The organism is Massilia sp. CMS3.1, assembly GCF_051262535.1.
GTDB lineage: Bacteria > Pseudomonadota > Gammaproteobacteria > Burkholderiales > Burkholderiaceae_D > Telluria.
Map to the genome: position 1 here is coordinate 82273 of NZ_JBIMES010000015.1, position 23123 is coordinate 105395.

Sequence of the window (23123 nt, forward strand, 5' to 3'; positions counted from 1 at the left end):
AACAAGGAACCGCATGTACCTCTGGATCAAAGCTTTCCACATCATCTTCATCGCCTCCTGGTTCGCCGGCCTGTTCTACCTGCCGCGCATCTACGTCAACCTGGCGCAGGAACGTGAGAGCGCGGCGACCACGCGCCTGCTCGGCATGGCACGCCGGCTGTACCGGTTTACCTCGATATTGGCGATTCCGGCGCTGCTGCTGGGTCTCTGGTTATGGCTGGGCTTCGATATCAAGGGCGGCTGGCTGCACGCGAAACTGGCGCTGGTGCTGCTGGCGATCGGCTACCATCATGCCTGCGGTTCGATCCTGAAGAAGTTCGAGGCCGGTGTTAACGGGCGCAGCCACACCTGGTTCCGCTGGTTTAACGAAGTGCCGGTCGTGCTGCTGGCGCTGATCGTGATCCTGGTGGTCGTCAAGCCCTTTTAAGACACCCCAACAAACGCAATGACCGGCCGGATGCGGAGGCGCTCCCGGCCACAATATTTTTTCACTAACGGACAAAGGGTACCCCCATGACCTCCTATTTTTGCCCCTGCCCGCGCGGTATGGAAGTGGCGCTCGCCGAAGAACTCCTCGAGATCGCCCAGGCGCACAGCAGTACATTAAAAGTCCACAACCAGGTCCCCGGCGGCGTGCACTGCTCCGGCACGCTGGTCGACTCCTACCTCGTCAACCTGCACTCGCGGATTGCCTCGCGCGTCCTGATGCGCATGGCCCAGCGCAGCTACGACAACGAAAACGACATCTATGACCTCGTGCTCGAGCAGCCATGGGAAGACTGGTTCGGCGTCGACCACACGATCCGCGTCGACGTCACGGCAGTGAAATCGCCTTTGAGGAGCCTCGAATTCACGACCCTCAAGATCAAGGACGCGATCTGCGACCGCTTCCGCGACCAGTTCAACAAGCGCCCCTCGGTCGACACGCGCGAGCCGGACATGCGCATCGTCGGTTTCCTCGACCAGCGTAACTTCATCATCTACCTCGACACCTCGGGCGAAGCACTGTTCAAGCGCGGCTGGCGCGAAGAGACCGGCGACGCGCCACTGCGTGAGAATCTCGCTGCCGGGATGCTGCGCGTGGCGGGCTGGAAGCCGGGCACGCCGCTGTTCGACCCGATGTGCGGCTCGGGCACGATCCTGATCGAAGCCGCGCAAATCGTGCAGGGCATTCCGGCAGGCAGCCGCCGCCGCTTCGCATTCGAAAAATTCGCCGACTTCGATCGCGCCGCCTGGCAGGAAATGAAGGCCGCGATCAAGGCCAATCCGCTGCCGACAGAACCCACGATTTTCGGCTCCGACATCTCGGGCGACATGGTCGCAATGACCCGGCACAACCTGAACATCGCCGGCATCCTGTTCGACGTGCCGCTGAAACAGATCGAGGCCCAGCACGTCTCTCCGCCCGTCGAAGGGCCCGGCATCCTGCTGACCAATCCGCCGTACGGCGAGCGGATCGGCGTGCGCGGCGACTCCACGGTGCCGGCCGACGAGATGGCGGTGTCCTTCTATTCGGCGCTCGGCACCACGCTCAAGCAGCGCTTCGCCGGCTGGACCGTGTTCCTGTTCACGGCCGACCTGTCGCTTCCCAAACTCTTGCGTCTGAAGGAAGCGCGCAAGACGCCGTTCTTCAACGGCGCCCTGGAATGCCGCCTGTTCCGCTTCGACATGGTGGCCGGTTACAACCGCCGCGAGGAAGCCAAGCCGAAGTCCGGTTTGCCGCAGGACCCCGTCCAGGAATAAGCGATGCTGCCGCCGACCGACCCCGACCAGCTGCCGAAAGACCCGGTGATTCCGGTGCCGCTGCCGGCGCCGCACAAGATCGTGATGCTGTCGGCCGGCGGCCTGGCGACCCTGCTGGCCGGGCTGTCGATGCTGGGGCCGTTCTCGATCGATGCTTATCTGCCGGCCTTCCCGCAGATCATGGCGAACCTGCATGCCTCGTCGATCGAGGTGCAGCAGACGCTGACGGCCTACATGCTGGCGTTTGCCGGCATGGTGCTGTGGCATGGCGCGCTGTCGGACGCTTTCGGGCGGCGCAACGTGATTCTCGTGGCCCTGGTGGTGTTCGCGATCGGCACCTTCGGCTGCGCGGCGGCGTCCACGGTTCACTACCTGTGGGTGTTCCGCATCATGCAGGGGGTCTCGGCCGGTGCGGGCGTCGTGGTCGGACGGGCCATCATCCGCGACCTGTATGCAGGCGCGCCGGCGGCGCGCCTGCTGTCGATGGTGACGATGATCTTCTCGATCGCGCCGGCCCTCGCGCCGGTGATGGGCGGCTGGATCGTCACCTGGTTCGACTGGCGCGCGATTTTCCTGGCCTTGTCGGCCTACACGGTGCTGCTGGGCTGGGTGTGCTGGAAGCACCTGCCGGAAACGGTCCCGCAGGCGCAGCGCCAGCCCTTCAATCCGCGCTTCCTGGCGCAGAGCTATGGCGCGATCTTCAGTTCCTTCCTGTTCCAGATGAAGGCGGGCGTCACGGCGCTGAACTTCGCCGGCCTGTTCCTCTACATTACGGCCTCGCCGGTGCTGCTGCCGGTGCACCTGGGTCTTGGCCCGTCGGACTTCGCCTGGCTGTTCGTGCCGACCGTGGGCGGGATTTTCCTCGGTTCGATGGCGGCCAACCGCCTGGCCGGCAAGACCAGTTTCGCGCGCCAGATCGGGGTCGGCTTCGCCTTCATGCTCGGCGCCGTCAGCTTCAATGTCGGCTATCACCTGTTCCTGCCGCCGGCGCTGCCGTGGACCGTGCTGCCGATGTTCTTCTTCACGTTCGGCAGCGCGCTCATTTCACCCGGCGCTACGCTGCTTGCGCTTGACCTGTTCCCGCATATCCGCGGCACGGCCGCTTCCTGCCAGTCGTTCATCGTCACACTGCTGGGAGCGATCGTCGCGGGCATGATTGCGCCGGCACTGTCGCACTCGGTGCTGGCGCTGGCACTTGGCCAGGCCGGGTTCACCGTGCTCGCGTTGGGATTCTGGATGACATCGCGCCATTACCGGCGCATGCTGGCGCGCGCGGGTGTGTAAGGAAAGCAAGTCGATATTACAAAAATTGTATCTATCTCAACAAAACGTACCGCTGGCACATCACTCTTCCGTCGAAATTTCATACTTTTAACAGTAAGTATTGTTCCCAAACAGAAATGTATATATGCTAAGACGGCTTTTTGATCTGGATCAATACCAAGAATGGCCTTCTTATCCAGAGATGCATGAATGTCATCTTGTGGTAGCCCTATCCCGGAATGCCACCCCGAAACCTTCGTAACGTGGCGTCGCTTGAGACAATGCACCAACCAGACCAGGATATCCGCAATCGTCTGTTGATTGCCAGGCTGCCGGCGATGCCGCAGATACTCATCAAGCTGCTCGGGCATCTGCAGGCCGACGACCTCGGCATGCCTGAATTGGCCGCCCTGATCGCCAACGATGCGGGCATGACCGGCAAGCTGCTGGCCGTGGCCAACAGTTCGGCCTACCACCGCAAGCATCGCGGCGTGAGCCTCGAGCAGTCGCTCGTTGCCCTCGGCACCGACATGATCAAGACGCTGGTGATCAGCGATTCGGTATTCCAGACCTTCAGCAGTTTTCCCCATTCGGGCAGCACCGACCTGCGCGCCTTCTGGAAGCGCTCGCTCGGCGCGGCCGTGATGGCGCGCGACATCGCGCGCCGCATCGATTACCCACACCTGGAAGAAGCCTATCTGGCAGGCCTCCTGCACAACGTCGGGCGCCTGGCCCTGCTCGCCACCGCGCCGAAGGAATATGCCTTTAATTTCACCGCGCTCGACGACGATGACCTGTGCGCCGTCGAGCAGCGCACGCTGCAGATTACCCACGCCGAAGCCGGCGCCTGGCTGGTCGAGCGCTGGCAGCTCGATTCCTTCCTGGCCGACGCGATCCTCTACCACCATGAGCCGAGCGAACGCCTCGAGTCGGCCCATCCTTTGATCCGCATCCTGCGCCTGGCGCACCTGATGTCGAGCCATCCCGGCGACGCCGCAGCCCTGGCGGACGGCGCCGCCCTGTGCGGCCTGGACGCGGGCGAACTGCCCTCCATGCTCATCAGCGGTGCGCGCCAGGTCGACCAGGCCGCCGCTCACCTCGGCATCGACCTCGCCGGCGCCGACGACATCCCGGCCCCGCCCGCGTATGCGCCGCCCGTGCTCGACCCGATCCAGCAGCGCCTCTCGGAAGAAGTGCGCAACCTGGTGCTGGTGTCGGAAGTAGGGCAAACCTTCGCACGCCAGCAGGGCGAATCCGACCTGCTCGAATCGATGACGCGCTCGGCGCGCATCCTGTTCGACTTCGACAACACGGTGATCCTGCTCGAGAACCCGACCGGCCAGATGCTGATCGGCGCACCGGGTGGCGCCACTCACCGCATCGCCGAATTCGCGATCCCGTTGAATAAAGGCGGCGCGGTTGCGGGCGCAGCCCTGCAACGCCGGACCGCGTATCTCCAGCGCGAGGGCCAGCCCCTCAATCTGGCCGAAGAACAGCTGTTTCGCATGCTCGGCACCGAGAGCATGGTCTGCCTGCCGCTGGTGGCCGGCAACCGCTGTCTGGGCGTGATGGTGGGCGGTGTGGCCGCCTGGCAGGTCGCGCTGTGCCAGAAACGCGAGCGCTTCCTGCACTCCTTCGGCGCCCAGGCCGCGACCGCGCTGGAGACGGCGCTGCTCGAGCGCGGCAAGGCGCGGCGCCAGATCGCCAGCGTGGCCGAGGAATACCGCGAAGCCTCGCGCCGCGTGGTGCACGAAGTAAACAACCCGCTGTCGATCATCAAGAACTATTTGAGTGTCCTCGACAGCAAACTGGCGCGCCAGGAACCGGTCGCCACCGAGATGTCGGTGCTGAACGAAGAGATCGACCGCGTCGGCCAGCTGATCGGTAGCCTGGCCGAGCTGAAACCCCAGGAAGCCGGCCCGCGTCCGCTCGACGTGGCGAAGGTCGTCGACGACGTGGTGCGCCTGTTCCGCGCCGGCCAGTTCCTCCCGGGCAGCGTGCAGATCGCCTGCGCCGTGGGCGGGGACGCGCGCCTGGTCGAGGGCGACGCCGACCTGCTCAAGCAGATCCTGGTCAACCTGGTCAAGAACGCGGTCGAGGCGCTGGCCGACAGTGGCGGCGGGCGCATCGAGATCGTCAACCGCGGCCATGTGCACCGCGAGCACCAGCTGTATGTCGAACTGGCCGTGACCGACACCGGCCCGGGCCTGTCGCCGGAAGTGATGGCGAACCTGTTCTCGCCCGTGCGCAGCACCAAGGACGGCGCGCACCGGGGCCTGGGCCTGTCGATCGTGCACGGCCTGGTGAAAAAACTGAACGGCCAGATCGCCTGCCGCAGCGGCAGGGGCGGCACCGCATTCGAAATCCTGCTGCCGGCATGGTCCGGCGCCAGCGCAGCGCCGGTGTTGACGGCGCGCGCACTAGGTTCTGTTTAAGGTCATGATGAACGAGTATCGCGCCAGCGGCGACCAAGCCGCGTTTGCCGGGCATGCCGACACGGAAAGCCAGCCCAGACTGCTGCTGGTCGACGACGAGCCGCGTTTGCTCGCCTCGCTCCACGAACTGCTGAAGGGGCGCGGCTTCGACCTGACCACCGCCAGCTCCGGCACCGAGGCCATCGCCCACTTGTCGCGCAGCCGTTTCGATCTGGTCCTGCTCGACCTGCGCCTGCCCGACATCGGCGGCCACGAGATCATGGACTTCATGAACGAGCGCGGCGTGGACGCCGACGTGATCGTGATGAGCGGCGAAGTGGGTATCGACGCGGCCATCGGCGCATTGAAGCGCGGCGCCTACGATTACCTGCGCAAGCCCTACAGCCGCGAAGAGCTGATGAAAACGGTCGGCAATGCGCTCTCGCAGCGCCGCCTGGCCGCCGCCAACACCCGCATGGCGCAGCAGCTGGAAAACTCCGAGAAGATGTACCGCTACCTGGTCGACAGCTCGCCGGACATCATCTATACGCTGAACCACGAAGGCCGTTTCACGTTCGTGAACGACCGCGCGTACCAGTTATTGGGATTTTCGCGCGATGAGCTGATCGGCAAGCACTATTCGCTGCTGGTCCACGACGAAGACCTGGAGCGCGCGCGTTACGTCTTCAACGAGCGCCGCGTCGATGAACGGGCTTCGCGCAACGTCGAACTGCGCTTGAAGTGCCGCGGCGCCAAGACCAATAGCGGCGAGCGCACCTTCAACAATACCCTGATGACGATCTCGCTGAACTCGATCGGCATGCACGTGCCCGACAGCGAGGTGCAAAAGCTCGAGTTCTTCGGTACCTATGGCGTGGCGCGCGACATCACGGACAGGAAGCGCGCCGAGGACGTCATCTCGTACCAGGCTTACCACGACATCCTGACCGACCTGCCGAACCGGATCCTGTTCAAGGACCGCCTTGGCCTGGCCGTGATCCAGGCCAAGCGCAAGCAAACGGAACTGGCCGTGATGTTCATCGACCTGGATCGCTTCAAGCTCGTGAACGACACGCTCGGCCACGTAAAAGGCGACGAGTTGCTGCAGCAGGTGGCGGTGCGCTTGAAGGATTGCCTGCGCAAGGGCGACACGCTGGCGCGCCAGGGCGGCGACGAATTCACGATCGTGCTGCCGGAACTGGGCGACCGCGACGACGCGCGCGCGATTGCCGACAAATTCCTGGAAAGCCTGCACCGGCCGTTCGACCTCGACGGGCATGAAGTGCACATCTCGGCCTCGATCGGCATTGCGATCTACCCGGGCGACGGCGAATCGATCGACGAACTGCTGCGCCACGCGGATATCGCGATGTACCAGGTAAAAGCCCTGGGCAAGAATGGCCACAGTTTTTATCACGACTCGATGCTCGACGTGTCGCATCAAAAAATCGCGCTGGAGCAGGCGCTGCGCCGCGCGCTCGAGCACAACGAGCTGGAGATGTACTACCAGCCGCAGATCGATTCGGCCAGTGGCCGCATTGTCGGCGCCGAGGCGCTGATGCGCTGGAACCACCCGACGCGCGGCCTGCTGTCGGCCGGCGAATTTTTACCGTTCGCCGAAGAAAACGGCCTGATGCTGCCGATCTCGGACTGGATGCTCGGCGCGCTGTGCCGCGATATGCTGCAGTGGAATATCGCCAGCGGCCAGGCGGTGCGGCTGTCGCTGAACCTGTCGCCGCAATACCTCGACCGCGGCGACTTCTTTGAAAAAATGCGCGGCGCGCTGGTGCGCTACGGGATCTCACCGGCCCAGATCGAGGTCGAGATCACCGAGAACATCTGCATCCGCAATCCGCAGTACGCGATCGAGCAGCTACATAAACTGTGCCAGCTCGGCGTGTCGGTCGCGATCGACGACTTCGGCACCGGCTACTCGTCGCTCTCTTACCTGCACCGCTTCCCGATCCACACGATGAAGATCGACCAGTCCTTCGTCCACGAGATCCATGACGTGCAGGGTCACTATCCGGTGATCCTGGCGATCATCTCGATCGCGCGCGGCCTGAACCTGCACCTGGTGGCCGAAGGCGTCGAGACCGAGACGCAAGCCGACTACCTGCGTGCCAACGGCTGCGAGACGATGCAGGGCTACCTGTTCCACCGCCCGATTTCGTTGTCCAGCTTTATCGGCGTCCTGCGCGGCCAGGGGCCCTTGCCGGGCATGCTGCCGGGCGCCGGGCAGCCCCTCGTCTTTCCCGTACCGTGCGCGCGGCGCGCATAGTTCCCGGTAATGGAGCCGGTCACGAGGGACAGCGCGGCCGTGCCTGACGCCGGCGAACGCCACACCGCCGAATTCCTGCGCGTGAAAGGGCTCGCCGAGCGCGGCGTCACCAGTGCCCAGCACCAGCTCGGCTTCATGTACGTGAACGGCCAGGCCGTACCGCGCAACTACGCGCTGGCCGTGGAGTGGTACCGCAAGGCGGCCGCCGCGGGTCTCGAGCAGGCCCAATACAACCTCGGCGTCATGTACCAGAAGGGCCAGGGCCTGCCCCAGGACCATGCGCAGGCGCTGTACTGGTATCGCTGCGCGGCTCTGCAGGGTTATGCGCCGGCCCAGTACAACCTGGGCTGGATGTGCGCGAAAGGGCAGGGCGCCGCAGCCGACGTGGCCCAGGCACTGCACTGGTTCAGCCAGGCGGCCGACCAGGGCGACCCCGGCGCCCAGCACAACCTCGGCATGATGTTCGACGGCGGCAAGGGGGTCGTTCAGGACACCGATGCCGCCATCGGCTGGTACCGGCGCGCCGCTGAACAGGGTTACGCGCGCTCGCAGTTCGCGCTGGCGCTGCGCTACGACAGCGGCCAGGGCGTCGCGCGCGACCCGGTCCAGGCGCTGGACTGGCTGCGCCGCGCCGCCGATGGAGGCCACGCGCCGGCCCAGTTCAACCTCGCGCTGCGCTTCGACAAGGGCCAGGATCTCGACCAGGACAGCGTCCAGGCGATCGATTGGTACGAACGCGCCGCACACCAGGGCCACGCCAGTTCCCAGTTCAACCTCGCCCTGATCTACGACAGCGGCCATGGCGTGCCGCGCGACGAAGCCGCTGCCCTGGCCTGGTACCGGCGCGCCGCGCAGCAGGGCCACGCGGCCGCCCAGGACAACCTCGGGCTGCGCTGCGAGCACGGCCAGGGCGTGGAGCGCGAGCCGGCGCTCGCCGCGCACTGGTACCGGCAGGCCGCTGTCCAGGGCTTGCCGTCCGCGCAATACCACCTGGGCCAGCTGATGGATGCCGCCAATGGCGTCGAACACGATCCGGCGCAGGCGCTGCACTGGATCACCCAGGCGGCCGAGCAGGGCCATTTGCGCGCCCAGTTCGACCTCGGCCTGCGCTATGAGTCCGGCGTCGGCGTGGCCCAGGATGCGGCACGCGCCCTCGGTTGGTACCGGCGCGCGGCCGACCAGGAATATGCGCCGGCCCAGCACATGGTGGGCGTGCTGCTCGAGCGCATGGAGACGAGCGACCCGCGCGAAGCGGCGCACTGGTACCGCAAGGCCGCCGACGGGGGCCACGCACTGGCCCAGTTCGCGCTCGCGCTGCGCTATGACAGCGCCCACGGCGTCGAACGCGATTACGAGGCAGCGCACTTCTGGTACCAGTGCGCGGCGCGCCAGGGACATGCGCGCGCGCAGTTCAACCTGGGCGTGATGTATGCGGCCGGGCAGGGGGCGCGGCGCGACCTGATCGAGGCGTACGGGTGGCTGGCGCGGGCCGCGGGTGGCGGGATTGCGGGGGCGGGGCCGTATCTGAAGCGGATCACTGCGCGCATGGATGCGGGGCAGCTGGCGACGGTGCAGGGGTGCGGGCAGGAAGCTGCGTAGCTGTCAAAAAACCCCGGCGAGCCCGATCGACCCGGCTGTAGAATACCGCCACAATAACCACACCGCCCCACGGAGACCCATGAAAAAACCGCTTCTCGCCGCGCTGGCCCTCGCCTTCGCAACGACCGCCGCGCTGCCTGTACACGCCGCCGCCGCCGCCGCTACCGCAAGCGCTGCCACATTCACGTTCGACCGCAAGGCCTACACGATCAACTACAAGAAATTCGTGCTGCCGAACGGCTTGACGCTGGTCGTGCATGAAGACCACAGCGTGCCGGTCGTCGGCGTGAACGTGTGGTACCACGTCGGTTCGCGCAACGAGAAGCGCGGCAAGACCGGTTTCGCGCACCTGTTCGAGCACTTCTTCTTCAACGGCTCCGAGAATTACCCGCACGGTTTCCGCGAAGCGATGGACGACCTGGGCGCGAACAACCGCAACGGCACCACCAATACCGACCGCACCAACTTCTTCGAAGACGTGCCGGTGTCGGCGCTCGAGCGCACCCTGTTCCTCGAATCGGACCGCATGGGCTTCCTCGGCAATTACATCTCGAAGGAGATGCTCGAGCGCGAGCGCGGCGTGGTGCAGAACGAAAAGCGCCAGGGCGAGAACCAGCCGTATGGCCGCGTGCGCAACGAGATCGGCGCCAAGATGTATCCGTACTCGCACCCGTATTCGTGGTCGACCATCGGCAGCATGGAGGATTTGTCGGCTGCCTCGCTGGAAGACATCCGCGAGTGGTACCGCACTTATTATGGGCCGAACAACGCGGTCATCTCGCTGGCCGGCGACATCACGCCGGAGCGTGCGCTAGAGCTGGTCAACAAATACTTCGGCGCGATTCCGCCGGGTCCACCGCTGCCGCGCACCGACACCTGGATTCCTACGCTCGAGCGCAACATCCGCGACGAGATGGAAGACCATGTGCCGCAAGTGCGCGTCTACCGCAGCTGGCATGTGGCGAACTGGAAGGATGCCGACACCCCGCGCTTGGCGCTGCTGGCCGAAGTGCTGGCCGGATCGAAGAGTGCGCGCCTGGATAAACGCCTGGTCTACGACAAGGGCCTGGCGACCAGCGTCAACGCGTCCGTCAACGACGCGGAACTCTCCGGCACGTTCAGCATCGTCGCTACCGTCAAGCCGGGCGCCGATCCACTCGAAGTGGAACGCGAGATCGACGCCATCGTCGCCGAGCTGCTGGCGAAAGGCCCCACCGCGGCAGAACTTGCGCGCGTAAAAACGCGTACCCTGTCCGACTTTTCGCGCAGCCTGGAACGCCTGGGCGGTCTCGGCGGGCGTTCCGACGTGCTGGCCGAGAGCATGACCTATGGCGGCTCGCCCGACGCGTATCTCACGCGCCTCGAGCAGTTGGCCAAGGCCACCTCGCTCGAGGTGAAAACCGCCGGCAACCGCTGGCTGCGTTCGAACCACTACACGATGACGGTGCGTCCGTTCGCGAAACTGGCCAGCGTCAAATCGAGCATCGACCGCAAGGTGCTGCCAAGCCTGGGCGAAGCGCCGGATGTGAAATTCCCCACGATGCAGCGCGCCCAGCTTAAAAATGGGCTGAAAGTGATCCTGCTCGAGCGCCACACCGCGCCGATCGTGAATGCCACGCTGGCGGTCGACGCCGGCACGGCATCGGACAGCAGCGCCAAGGCCGGCGCCGCCTCGCTCGCGCTCGACCTGCTCGACAAGGGCACCAGGTCGCGCGACGCCTTTGCGCTGTCGGACGCGCTGGAAAACCTGGGCGCGCGCCTGTCGAGCGCCTCGAGCGCCGACCAGTCGCTGGTGCGCCTGCAGGCCACCTCCGCCAATCTGGCGCCGTCGCTGGCCATCATGGCCGACGCCGCGCTGGCCCCGAGCTTCCCGCAAGACCAGTTCGCGCTGCAGAAATCGCGCCGCATGGCCCAGATCGGCCAGGAAAAGGCGCAGCCGAACAGCCTCGCCATGCGCGTCATGCCGGCCCTGCTGTACGGCCAGGAGCACGCCTACGGCAAGCCTGCCAGCGGCACCACGGGCAGCGTCGAAGGCATCACGCGCGACGACCTCGCGCAGTGGCATGCCAGCTGGTTCCGCCCCGGCAGCGCGACCCTGATCGTCGCCGGCGATACCACGATGGAGAAGCTGCTGCCGGCACTGGAAGCCTCGTTCGGACAATGGAAAACCGGGACAGCCCCCGCCAAGGTGGTGGCCGGTGCCGGTAACACGGCCGGCAAGAAGGTGTACCTGATCGACAAGCCGGACGCGCCGCAATCGACCATCGTCGCCGCCCACCTGTCGCTGCCGTACGGCCAGCCGGAAGACCTGGCAATCGAGCCGGTGATGCACAACTTCGGCGGCATCGCGACCTCGCGCCTGAACCGCAACCTGCGTCTGGACAAGCACTGGAGTTACGGCACCAACGCGCGCCTCTCCGAAGTGCGCGGCCAGCGCAGCTTCATCACGATGGCGCCGGTGCAGACCGACAAGACGGTCGAGGCGATGCGTGAAGTGGCGAAGGAAGTGAAGGGCGTGGCCGGTGCGCGTCCGCTGGTGGGTCCTGAATACGAGAGCATCATGCGCAACATGACCTCGCGCCTGGCCGGCCGCTTCGAAACCCTGGCCGCGCTGGAAAGCGCGGCGCTGGCGAGCGTCAACCTGAACCTGCCGGAAAACTACTGGAGCGTTTATTCGGCCAACCTGAAGGCCTTGACGCCACCCCAGCTGGGCCAGGCCGCCGGCAAATTCGTCCAGCCGGATAATGTCGTCTGGATGGTGATCGGCGACTTGCGCAAGGTCGAAGCCGGGATCCGTTCGCTGGGCTGGGGTGAAGTCGTCGTGCTCGATCAGGACGGCAAGCCGGTGAGGTAAATCAATCGCGGCCGCTATCTACCCTTGTTGTGGTGGATTGCGGCCGCGAACCGCCTTTGTCCCGCCGCCAATCGTTCGCGCGCGCCGCCCCTGCCCCGGCTGAGATAAACTGTACATCCATACAGTTTCTCCATCCCGATGAAACTTTCCGACAAGCTCGAAATCCTGGCGGACGCCGCCAAATACGATGCCTCCTGCGCCAGCAGCGGGGCGCCCAAGCGTGCGTCCGATGGCAGCGACGGCGGTATCGGCGCCACCACGGGCATGGGCATTTGCCACAGCTATACGCCGGATGGCCGCTGCGTCTCGCTGCTGAAAATCCTGCTCACCAATTTCTGCGTCTACGACTGCCAGTACTGCGTCAACCGCCGTACCTCGAACGTGCCGCGCGCGCGCTTTTCGGTGGCTGAAGTCGTCAAGCTGACGCACGATTTTTACCTGCGCAACTACATCGACGGCTTGTTCCTGAGCTCCGGCATCATCCAGTCGAGCGACTACACGATGGAGCAGATGGTCGCCGTCGCGCGCGAGCTGCGCGAAGTGCACAATTTTCGGGGCTACATCCACCTCAAAACGATTCCCGATGCCGACCCCGCGCTCATCGCCGAGGCCGGCCTGTATGCCGACCGCCTGTCGGTGAACATCGAGCTGCCCACGCACGACAGCGTCACCCGCCTGGCGCCGGAAAAGAACGTCCGCACCATTAAACTGGCGATGGGTTCGATCCGGCGCAAGCTCGACGAAAAGGCAGAGGAGCCGAAGGCGCCGGCCTTCGCCCCCGCCGGGCAAAGCACGCAGATGATCGTCGGCGCCGACGCCAGCGACGACCAGACCATCCTGAACACGGCCGAGACCCTGTACGGCAGCTATAAACTCAAGCGCGTGTATTACTCGGCCTTCAGTCCGATCCCGCAAAGCCCGGACAGCGTGCCGCTCGCGCCGCCGCCGCTGCTGCGCGAGCACCGCTTGTACCAGGCCGATTTCCTGTTGCGCAGTTACGGTTTCACCTCCGGCGAACTGATGCCGGCGGCCGGCAACCTGGCGCTCGACATCGATCCCAAGCTGGCCTGGGCGCTGGCCAACCGCGACCATTTTCCAATGGACCTGAACCGCGCCGAGGAAACGATGATCGCGCGCGTGCCCGGCATCGGCCTGCGCAACGCCAAGCGCATCGTCGACCTGCGCCGCCTTCGCCGCATCCGCTGGGAAGATCTGTCGCGCCTGCGTTGCAGCATGAAGAAGATCGCGCCCTTCGTCGTCACCGCCGACTACAAGCCGGCCCAGGGCTTGGCCAGTTCCGACCTGCTGCGGCGCCATTTGGGGGCGCCGGCCGAGCAGATGAACCTGTGGCCCGAGCTGCAGGCGGCATGAACGCCGCGGCCCTCGTTGCCGCCGGCCAGCCGCTGGTGGTGTCCAGCTTTTCCGAATGGCGCAGCGCCGCGCGCGACCTCCTGATGCACGACGTGGCCCCGGAACTGGTGACCTGGAACGAGGCGGGCGCCCTGGCTGCCGACTTGTTCTCGGGTGCGCCGGACGCGGGCGAGCCTACGGATAATGCGCCTGCCGGGGTCGCCCCGGTAAAACAGGCGCCGCATGTTCCACGCGCGCTGATGGACATGCTGCAGTCGGCCGCCTGCTGCCGCGTACCAGACCGCTGGGCCTTCCTGTACCGCGTGATCTGGCGCTGGCAGCGCGGCGAGCACGACGTGCAGTCGCCGGCCGACGTCGACGGCGTCAAACTGGCTGCGATGGTCAAGGCGGTGCGCCGCGAGGAGCACGACATGCATGCGTATATTCGATTCCGCGAGCGTCCCCAGGAACTTGGCCCGCCGCGCTTCGCCGCCTGGTTCGAGCCGCGCCACGACGTGCTGCCGCAAGTGGCGGATCATTTTGTGAACCGCATGGGCGGCGTCACCTGGATGATCGGCACGCCTGAAGCCAGCGTCATGTGGGATGGCGCCACGCTGCACCACACCGGTCCCCTGATGTCGAGCGCGGCCGACCTGGACGACGCCGGCGAGGCGCTCTGGCTGACCTACTACCGCAGCATCTTCAATCCCGCGCGCGTCAACGCCCAGCTGATGCAAAGCCATATTCCATCGCGCTTCTGGAAGAACCTGCCGGAAGGCGCGATCGTCCCGAGCATGGTCAGCAACGCCGAGCTGGGGGCGCGCAGCACCGGCCAGGCGCAGGCGGTAGGGAAAAAAAGCGGCTTCACGATCCCGATCGCCCCCGCCGACGCCCAGCCCGAGCGCCAGCAACCGTCAAAGCTCGACGAATGCCGGCGCTGCGAACTGTGGCAGCACGCGACGCAAGCCGTCGGCGGCGAAGGACCGAAGAAGGCCCGGATCATGCTGGTGGGCGAGCAGCCGGGCGACCAGGAAGACCTGGCCGGCAAGGCTTTTATTGGGCCTGCCGGCAAGCTGCTGGACCGGGTGTTCGAGGCGGCGGGCCTGGAGCGGCGCGAGATCTATCTCACCAACGCAGTAAAACATTTCAAGTGGGAGCCGCGCGGCAAGCGGCGCCTGCACAAGACGCCGGCGCAGAAGGAAGTGGAGGCCTGCAGCTATTGGCTCGAGAAGGAGCTGGCGTCAGTGACACCGAAGGTCATCGTGGCCTTGGGCGCGACGGCGCTGAAGGCCGTGCTCGGGAATGGCAGTGCGAAGCTGGGCGAGTCGATCGGCAAGGCGATCCGGCACGGGGACCATTGGGTCGTGACTGTCTATCACCCCTCGTACATCCTGCGTGTGCCTGATGAAGAAACGAAGCGCCAGGCGTTCAATGTGATGGTGGATGGACTGAAATTGGCGCAGCAGCTGGTAGAAAGGCCCCCGCAAGAGCCTGCGGCCGGTTGAGCTTGCCCAATCATCACCGCCCGGGCATCACCGCCACATCGAACCGCACCATATCGCCCGCGCTGACCTGCCTCGCAGCCGCCGGCGGCGTCACCGTCCCGATCGCAAACCCCGGCTGCACCTGCACGATCGACAAGGTTCCGACTGGCGCCTCCAGCGTCCCGAGCGGCACCCGCGGATCGGCCCCGTGCACCTGCTGGCGCGGATCGAGGCGATAAATCACCAGCTGGTCCCCCGGCGCCGCCGACGCGGTGCTGCCGGCATCGATGAAAATCCGCTCGCCTTGCACCTGCACCACCTTCGCCATGAACGGCAAGGCGCCGATGTCGGCCGAGATGGCGGCGATGCCCTCATCGAGCGCGCGCAGGATGGCACCCCCAAACAGTGTGGCGGCAAAGCTGGCGCTGCCGAAAGGCTTGTCGCGCCCGACGCGGCGCTCGCCGACTTGCTCCACCAGCGCCGTACGCCGTGCGAGCAGCACCCCGGTCAGGCCATCGTGCACATAAAAGGCAAGCTCGATGCGGCGCGCGTCTTTCTTGATCAGGCCGTAATAGGCAGGCTGTTCGAAATTGCCGGCATCAATGATCTCGCCCGACACCACGAACTGGCTCTCGTACATCGATGCCAAGCGCCGCACGGCGGCCGTGTCCGCGCTCGGGCCACTCAGGCCGGGCGAGATCACGTACGCGCTTTCCTTGCCCAGGAATTTGCCGGAGGCAGCCATCCGGCGCAGGAGTTCCTGCGGCAGGCGGATGGCGACGTCGTCGACGTCGTCCAGTTGGGGCGAGCGGCGCACGTGGAAGGGGGTGACGACGATTTTTTTCTTGTAGCCGAGATGGACGCTGCCGCGCGGGCGCGCGTCCTCTTCTTTCACGGCGATGCGCACGTGCAGCAGGGCGCCGGTCTGCCATTCGCGCAGCACCGTATAGCGCTCGAAGTCGGCGGTCGGCTGGACGCGGCTGCTTTCAAAGGTCTTGCCGCCGGTGGAAGCGCCGGCGGCGACATCGACGCGGGCGCCGCTACGCAGGCCCAGCTGCTCGAGGGCGTCGCGAATCGCCACTTGCCGCGCGCGTGCCAGGCCGCCGTCGGGGATCGAAGCGACACCTTCGGCCTCCAGCGGGGCGGCAAATGCGGGAGAAGAAAAAACGTTGAGCAGCAGCGCCAGCAAGGCGGCGCCGATGGGACGGAATTTACTGGGCATGGTAGAACGACGCGCCGTAGGCAGCGCCGGGAGCGGCGTTGCCCACCAGGGTGCGGGCGTTCTTCGCCACTGCCGGGGCAGCGCGCGGGGAAGGAGCCTGGGACTGGGCCGCATTCGTGTCGAAATCCATCTCCACGGTCGTCTCATAGGTGCCGTCTTCGCGCTGGACGTTATTCGTCACGCGCGCGCCACGGATGAAGGCGTCAATATACACCTTGAAACTGTCGTCCTTCAGCGCCAGCGAGCCAACCGTGCTGCCGCCTTCGATGCGCAGGCCATACACTTGCTCGGCCATGGCGCGGTAGGCATCCAGGCGCGCGGCGCGCATGGCCAGCAGTTTACGCTGGGCCGGCGCGACGCGGGCGCACTGGCCATCGCAGGCAGCCAGGTTGACGGCGCCATAGCCGATGGCGTTCAGGGTGACGATCGCCGGCTGGTGCACGGGGACCGGTTTGGACAGGCGCACCGTGCCGCAGGCAGAGAGCAGCGAGGCAGCGGCAAAGACGAAGGCGGCAACGAGTTTCATGATGGATCCGGTAGTAAGTGCAGGCGCGCATACGACGCGCTATCAGTCTGGATAACGACCATTGCGGCCGGATCTTGATGGGCGTATGGAAATATTTATCTTGGGAAGGAGTGGGTGTCTCCCATGAGATATCATGCATGCATATGGCTCTTGTAACATCTTGTTTCTTGCTTATATCGCTTGGTGGCAACACAATATCCTTCAGCTAACAACCAGAAGGATGCCCTCATGTTGAAACGTCTTGTACCCGCGCTGACCCTGTGCTTGCTGAGCTTGCCTGCCTGGTCGCAAGTCGACGCCCCGGCCGGCGTGCCGGCCGCCCCCTTAGCCGAGGCGGGCGCAACGATTCCGGACGGGGTGGAAGAGGTACCGCAAACGGTGCTGGTGTCCGGCAGCCGCCCGGGGCCGGGTATGTGGAAGGTGTCGAAAGGCGACCATGTGATGTGGGTGTTCGGCACGCATTCTCCGCTGCCGAACAAGATGGAATGGCGCTCGCGTGGGGTCGAGAAGGTCCTCGCGAATTCCCAGGAATACCTGAAGCCGCCGGGAGCGGGCTTCGGTGTCGGCTGGAGCGGCATCACTGCACTGCCTTTCCTGATCGGCATCAAGAAAAATCCCGATGGCGAGTTGAAGAACCTGCTGCCGCCCGATGTGTACGCACGCTGGCAACCGCTCAAGCAGCGGTATTTCGATAACGACGACGATGTGGAGCGTGAGCGCCCATCCTTCATCGCCGGCCAGTTATGGAGCCGCGCCCTGAAGCAGGCGGACCTGACCGGCGGCAGCGCGATTCTCAAGACCATCGACCAGATGGCCGAAAAACACAAGGTCAAGGTGACGAACGCTTCGGTCCAGTTCGCGATCAAGGATCCGGCCAAGGCGGTACGCGAATTCAAGAAATCGCCGATGGACGACGTGCCCTGCCTGATCAAGACCATCGAACGTCTGGAAGGCGAACTGGACGTGATGCGTGCGCGCGCGAATGCCTGGGCGGTCGGCGACATCGACGACATCCGCAAGCTGAACTACGGCGAGCGTACTGCCTGCGCCCAAGCCTTGAGCTCCAGTTCGCTCGCCAAAAACCAGCCGGAATTCAAGGCCTTGGAGGAAACTGCCACGACGGCCTGGGTCAACGCTGCGGAAAAAGCGCTGGCTGCGAACACCAGTACCTTCGCAGTCGTTTCGCTCAAGGATATTTTCGACCCAAAAGGCGTAATTGCGACGCTGCAGGCCAAGGGTTATACGGTCGAGCCGCCGAAATAAGACGGGCGCCGCTACGCCGACGCGCCTGCCATGATGGCATATGCGGCGGTTCGCTCTCCTGGCCACAGCCGTGCTTGCGTACTATTTACTGCCTGCCTTTGTCTGACCGAAACAAGGAATGTCACGATGTTCAAGCGCGTATTACCTGTCCTCACCCTGTGTTTCCTGAGCTTGCCGGCATGGGCACAGACCGAGGCCCCTGCCGGGCCACCAGCGGTAGCGGCCATGCCGACGCTTGAAGACGGCGAGGCGGTCCCGCAAACCGTGCTCGTTTCCGGCAGCCGCCCGGGGCCGGGTTTGTGGAAAGTGTCGAAGGACGACCATGTCATGTGGGTGTTCGGCACCTACTCGCCGCTCCCGGCAACGATCGAATGGCGCTCAAGCAAGGTCGAGAGGGTGATCGCGACGTCCCAGGAGTACCTGAAGCCGCCGGGTTTTTCGATGGAGGTGGGCTGGAGCGGCCTGGCTGCGGTGCCCTTCCTGATCGGAATCAAAAAGAATCCGGACGGCGCCGAGCTGAAAGACGTTTTGCCGCCGGAGGTTTACGCACGCTGGCAGCCCTTGAAAGAAAAATATTTCGGCAACGACAGCGGCATCGAACGCGAGCGCCCCACCTTCGTCGCTGGAGAACTGTACCGCCGCGCGCTGAAGCAGGCCGGGCTCTCGGGAGGCGACGAGGTGCGAGTAAAAATCGGAAAGCTTGCAGAGAAGCACAATCTAAAATTTACGGACGCAAGCTATCGCGTTGCCATCAAGGACCCTGGCAAGGCGGCGCGCGAGTTCAAGAAGTCGGCAATGGACGATGCACCTTGTCTATTGAAAACCATTGAAAGCCTCGACACCGACGTGGAGGCGATGCGTGCCCATGCCAATGCCTGGGCAATCGGCAATCTGGACGAGATTCGCACACTCAATTTCGATGACCGGGCTAACGCCTGCATCCACGCACTGAGTTCGGGTTCGCTTGGAAGGAATCAGCCTGAACTGAAGACCGCGCAGGAGACTGCCTTGGCGCGTTGGGTCGCTGCCGCCGAAAAGGCGCTTGCGACAAACCAGAGCACCTTTACCGTCTTGCACATCAAGGAAATCCTTCACCCAAAAGGCGTCATTGCAACGCTGCAGGCGAAAGGCTATACGGTCGAGGCGCCGAAATAAATGGCAGGCCGGCGCAGGTGCGTGCGCCGGCCTTGGTCGATCATTTTGCCTGGAACTTGCGGCGGGCAGCAGCAAAGCCGAGCAGTGCGATGCCAAACAGGGCGAAGGTGCCAGGTTCCGGGACATCGCTCGGCGGCGGCGTCACGGCGACGAGGTTGCCGCCAAAGCCGTTGAGCTTGAAGTAATCGTTGCTGTCGCCAAAGGTTCCAGACACCGGAACGGTCGAATATGCGGAGTTGTACGCGCTGACAAGCCACCAGGCGGCGGTCTTGACATTGCCATTATTATTGAAATTGAGCGTGCTGTTTGTCTGCAGCGACGAATAATCCCCGACCCACTCCCAGCCTGCCGCGCTGTCCAGGTTGGCCACCGTGCTGTTGCCGAGGGACGGCGCTTGTTTGCCGGTATAACGCAAGATGCTCACGTCAGCGTCGCCGTCACGCCAGCCGATCGAAATCTGGTTCAACGCGAAGTTGGAGGAACCGAAGTTGAGCAGGAATGCATCGGTGCCGCCATTGTTGTCGGTTGCATGCTGCGAGCCGCTCGTGGATTCGCCTTTGGCGACAACCCCAATACCAGCATAGGGATAATAGACCATCGATGCACCAGCGAAGTTTCCGGTGGTCGGTGCAGACCATGCCGATGCCGATGCGGTATGGTTGACTCCGGCGACTTTCGTTGTGCAGCTGAATGCGGTTGCACTGGCGCTGCCGGACAGGCAAGTCGACTCGTTAAAAGTGATTGCGCCAGCTTGTGCCACGCCGTGTGCTGCTACGATGGCGAATGTGAATGCGAGCGAGCTGAAATGGTTCAGTGTCATGGTTTCCCTCGGGATTTATTGTTTCTGTTAAGATATGTTAATTAACATGATACAACAAAAAAGGCGAGTTTGATAATTAAACTTGTTTTTCCTCAATAATTTTGGTGATAGTTGCGTGTAGTACACAGATTAGACCGTCGAGATGACGGACTGCCAAGTTGGCAAGGGCGCGCAAACACGCGTAGAATGCAGGCAACGCGGGTGTAGCTCAATGGTAGAGCAGAAGCTTCCCAAGCCCCGCCACATCAAGAACAACCACTGTTCATGCGCGTCTCTGCCGACGCAAACCTCTCTTTGACCAAAAAACCAACAAGATCAAGGGGTTAGTTGCCATCACATTTTCGACCCCACTTCCACGCCGAAAAGCTGTTGTGGTGCCATCTGTGACTTTCCGCCACAAACACATCTGAACCAGCCACACAGCAACCTGGCGTTGATACAATGCAATATTGTATTAGCACTTAGCTCAGGTAAATATGCTCATCAAAAGCGCAGACTACAAAGAGTCGCAGATCGCAATCCTTCAGAACCTGCTTTCTCACGAGCGTGTGCCTGCTGAAAAGAGGCAATTAATCGAGAGGGAACTGCGAAGCCTCTCGATTGGGATTGCAACCGAAAAACAGGCCGCATTCGAGATCGATTTCTATGCAGTACCAAGTAAAAATCTATTTGTCATCCATGATCTTCGTCTTGAGATTGGCGGCCGCGTGGCTCAGATCGATCATATTTTGATGAACAGAGCTTTGGAAGTTTTTGTAATAGAAACGAAGACGTTTAGCACCGGGCTGTCGATCAATGATAGAGGCGAATTCTCGACATTCTATGAAGGGAAAGAGGTTGGTATTCCTTCTCCGGTAGAGCAAAATGCACGACACATATCTGTACTGAAGGATGCATTCAAGGAAATCGGACTGCCGAAGCGGCTTGGTATCACGTTACAGCCTTCATTCAATTCTGTAGTCCTCGTTTCGCCTAAAGCGATTATAAATCGCCAGAAACTTGCTGACTTAGACGCGTCAATAATAAAACTCGATCAGTTCTTTTCTTGGTATCATAAAAAAATGGACGCGATGACGCTGAAAGATACGGTTGGAATTCTTAAGGTATGCTCTAGTGATACAGTTAAAAATCTTGGTGAAAAGCTGCTTTCATTACACAAACCAAGCCGTGTTGATTACATTAAAAGGTTTGAACTGAGGCCAGCATTGCTCAGCAAGAAACCAGTTGATCCGGTGCATGCTGAGCAGGAAAATGCCATTGCTTTAGAGGCGTTACAAAGAAAAACTGAAACTGAATATTTTTGTGCGAATTGCAAAACTTCCATCGCAAGTGTTGTAGCGAAATATTGTTGGAACAATAAATCCAGATTTAGCGGGAAGGCTTACTGCCGCGCTTGCCAGACGAAGGTGTAAGAAGCGACTACATGTTCTCGATCATACCGCGGTGTTAATGCATTGCGGCATGTAATTGCACTGCCTCCAAGCTAGAAGTACTATTCATTGCCTCTGTTAGCATTTCTACCGATCCGTGCTTTCATATGCCGGTAAGTCCAAGGTTTTGGCATGATAAATCCGCACCGTTGGCAGCTCGCGCGCGAGAGCGGGACAATGTGCTCGTCTCTGCGTATCGGTAGAAAACCTTACTCTTCGATATCTTTAAAGATTGTAGATCATCATCACTGTTTAGCTACACAGCACGCTTATCTTAAGGAAGAGGCTGAACAGTTTTTCCGCATTTTGGAAAGGTAACCCCAATTTTGCGAAACCAATGAAGCAGCTCTGAATTGTTTCGTTCAATAAGATCCAAGACGCGAGGATCGTAACAAGTACCAAAGCGATTTATACGACGGGCGAATTCATCTATAAATGCAACCATAGGCAGAGCCTGAATTCCTCCCTCAAACATTGCTTGGATCTCACTGAAATCGAGTACGGCAGGGTGATGCCCATATTGCCGTATAAAGTCCAGATTCAACATCTCTGCGGGCCAATCCTGCATAGTGCCACCCGCATTTTCTATTGACCATCTGCGCAGGTTTTCGAACCAAGCATCGCTTGGCATCAACTCTGCTTCAAAAGTTTGGCTGCCATTTTCTGTAAATAACACGGAAAGCTTTGGCCAGCCCGGAAAAACAATCTTCTTAGCTTTGGATTCCAACGTTTTAGAAATTTCAGGGGTCATATCAGTGAATATGCCTCGCTGCCTGTAGAGTCTTTCTACATAGATAGGAGGCAGCACAAACTTTATGCCTAGATCTTCGGCATCTCCGGACGTGAACCAATGAACTGAAGCTTGGGGTGAAATCTTATCTTCATTTCGACAAGTTGCAAAATGAACCGCTACGGCAGGACTCGCACTCCAGTCTAGAAGTGTGGTCGCAAATTGATAATGCTGCGCTGCAGCGATTGCTGAATGACTTGCCAAAGGGGGCCAAGCCTGGGTGCCGTCTCTCGACCACAGAAGGTCGAACTCAACCTTTATGACTTGTGTTGCTAAACGCGTAGCTGCTGCCGCTTTGAGCTGTTCGGCACCCTGCAAACGATGCAGCGATGGCATTAATTGCCATTGTGCGTCGCCATGTCCGCGAAAGAAAGCACGATGTTGTATACGGAGTTGGGACGCGCCAGAGATTTCGGTAGCATCCGCTATTGTGGCGGGCCAATATAAGTGCCAGCGCAACCATGACAAAGCTTGTTGTGGATTATCCGCTTCCCATAAACAATCAACTTCAATCTCCTTCACTCCTGAAGCGCGATCCCGATCGTTCTCAAAATATTTTTTTGCTGCGTCCTTATCCATATGTCTTTCCTTGGCTCGAATCCTAGTAACTCGAGGTTTCTAGAGACTTCAGGTTAGCTCAATTAGACTGCATCTTGACCGCTTTTTAAAATAGTCTCTATTTACCGAGGCGTAACGCGCACATTGCATAAGCAGTTCAAAATCGACGTACATATTAGCATCCACTGATGCGGCATAGGCGTGATACGAATTCTTAAAGTGGAGCAAGTGGAATATGCCATCCCACTAGTCAAATATTGGCGTGCGAAACCGCGAATTCTTCTGCGCCGATTCGTCAAGAACAACTTTCCTGCGGTCAAGATGGCGACAGTAGAATGTATCGAAATCGGACTTGGCGTGCTTCCGTAATT

General features: G+C 62.1%; 16 protein-coding genes. 12 read left to right on the forward strand and 4 right to left on the reverse strand.

Annotated elements, in window-relative coordinates:
- Positions 1 to 13: 13 nt before the first annotated feature.
- From ACHAC9_RS20535 to ACHAC9_RS20575, 9 genes are all read left to right on the forward strand, one after another.
- A complete protein-coding gene (locus ACHAC9_RS20535; RefSeq protein ID WP_435762854.1) occupies positions 14 to 427 on the forward strand; it encodes a CopD family protein in 414 nt (137 codons plus the stop codon).
- Positions 428 to 513: 86 nt separating this feature from the next.
- Positions 514 to 1743, forward strand: coding sequence for a THUMP domain-containing class I SAM-dependent RNA methyltransferase (locus ACHAC9_RS20540; RefSeq protein ID WP_435762856.1), 1230 nt, complete (start codon positions 514 to 516; stop codon positions 1741 to 1743).
- 3 nt (positions 1744 to 1746) lie between these two features.
- The gene (locus tag ACHAC9_RS20545; RefSeq protein WP_435762859.1) at positions 1747 to 3027 is read left to right on the forward strand and encodes a multidrug effflux MFS transporter; all 1281 of its coding nucleotides are present in this window, start codon (positions 1747 to 1749) and stop codon (positions 3025 to 3027) included.
- 260 nt (positions 3028 to 3287) lie between these two features.
- Positions 3288 to 5441: an HDOD domain-containing protein gene (locus tag ACHAC9_RS20550; protein WP_435762862.1), complete on the forward strand. Its 2154-nt coding sequence runs from the start codon at positions 3288 to 3290 to the stop codon at positions 5439 to 5441.
- Between the two features lie 4 nt (positions 5442 to 5445).
- Complete coding sequence (locus tag ACHAC9_RS20555) at positions 5446 to 7701, forward strand: putative bifunctional diguanylate cyclase/phosphodiesterase (RefSeq protein WP_435762864.1); 2256 nt, start codon at positions 5446 to 5448, stop codon at positions 7699 to 7701.
- Between the two features lie 39 nt (positions 7702 to 7740).
- A complete protein-coding gene (locus ACHAC9_RS20560) occupies positions 7741 to 9300 on the forward strand; it encodes a tetratricopeptide repeat protein (RefSeq protein WP_435762866.1) in 1560 nt (519 codons plus the stop codon).
- A gap of 79 nt (positions 9301 to 9379) precedes the next feature.
- A complete protein-coding gene (locus tag ACHAC9_RS20565) occupies positions 9380 to 12154 on the forward strand; it encodes a M16 family metallopeptidase (protein WP_435762868.1) in 2775 nt (924 codons plus the stop codon).
- 138 nt (positions 12155 to 12292) lie between these two features.
- Positions 12293 to 13525: a putative DNA modification/repair radical SAM protein gene (locus ACHAC9_RS20570; protein WP_435762871.1), complete on the forward strand. Its 1233-nt coding sequence runs from the start codon at positions 12293 to 12295 to the stop codon at positions 13523 to 13525.
- Complete coding sequence (locus ACHAC9_RS20575) at positions 13522 to 15009, forward strand: UdgX family uracil-DNA binding protein (protein ID WP_435762932.1); 1488 nt, start codon at positions 13522 to 13524, stop codon at positions 15007 to 15009. Before ACHAC9_RS20570 ends, ACHAC9_RS20575 begins: the two co-directional genes overlap by 4 nt.
- A gap of 13 nt (positions 15010 to 15022) precedes the next feature.
- Here the strand turns inward: ACHAC9_RS20575 and ACHAC9_RS20580 are convergent, their stop codons facing one another.
- Together ACHAC9_RS20580 and ACHAC9_RS20585 are read right to left on the reverse strand one after the other, a co-directional pair.
- Complete coding sequence (locus tag ACHAC9_RS20580) at positions 15023 to 16210, reverse strand: flagella assembly protein FlgT middle domain-containing protein (RefSeq protein WP_435762874.1); 1188 nt, start codon at positions 16208 to 16210, stop codon at positions 15023 to 15025.
- Entirely contained in the window at positions 16200 to 16736 is a 537-nt protein-coding gene (locus tag ACHAC9_RS20585) for an LPP20 family lipoprotein (RefSeq protein WP_435762877.1), read from the reverse strand. Before ACHAC9_RS20585 ends, ACHAC9_RS20580 begins: the two co-directional genes overlap by 11 nt.
- A gap of 228 nt (positions 16737 to 16964) precedes the next feature.
- Between ACHAC9_RS20585 and ACHAC9_RS20590 the strand changes: the two genes are divergently transcribed.
- Together ACHAC9_RS20590 and ACHAC9_RS20595 are read left to right on the forward strand one after the other, a co-directional pair.
- A complete protein-coding gene (locus ACHAC9_RS20590; RefSeq protein ID WP_435762879.1) occupies positions 16965 to 17999 on the forward strand; it encodes a TraB/GumN family protein in 1035 nt (344 codons plus the stop codon).
- Between the two features lie 126 nt (positions 18000 to 18125).
- Positions 18126 to 19154, forward strand: coding sequence for a TraB/GumN family protein (locus ACHAC9_RS20595; RefSeq protein WP_435762881.1), 1029 nt, complete (start codon positions 18126 to 18128; stop codon positions 19152 to 19154).
- A gap of 40 nt (positions 19155 to 19194) precedes the next feature.
- On the opposite strand, the gene xdp1 is transcribed toward ACHAC9_RS20595, so the two are convergent.
- The gene (gene xdp1, locus ACHAC9_RS20600; RefSeq protein ID WP_435762883.1) at positions 19195 to 19974 is read right to left on the reverse strand and encodes an exosortase-dependent surface protein XDP1; all 780 of its coding nucleotides are present in this window, start codon (positions 19972 to 19974) and stop codon (positions 19195 to 19197) included.
- 476 nt (positions 19975 to 20450) lie between these two features.
- Here xdp1 and ACHAC9_RS20605 point away from each other — a divergent pair, with 476 nt between their 5' ends.
- Positions 20451 to 21386: a nuclease-related domain-containing protein gene (locus tag ACHAC9_RS20605; RefSeq protein ID WP_435762885.1), complete on the forward strand. Its 936-nt coding sequence runs from the start codon at positions 20451 to 20453 to the stop codon at positions 21384 to 21386.
- Between the two features lie 292 nt (positions 21387 to 21678).
- On the opposite strand, the gene ACHAC9_RS20610 is transcribed toward ACHAC9_RS20605, so the two are convergent.
- On the reverse strand, positions 21679 to 22773 hold the full coding sequence (locus tag ACHAC9_RS20610) for an FRG domain-containing protein (RefSeq protein WP_435762887.1): 1095 nt from the start codon (positions 22771 to 22773) through the stop codon (positions 21679 to 21681).
- Positions 22774 to 23123 lie beyond the last annotated feature (350 nt).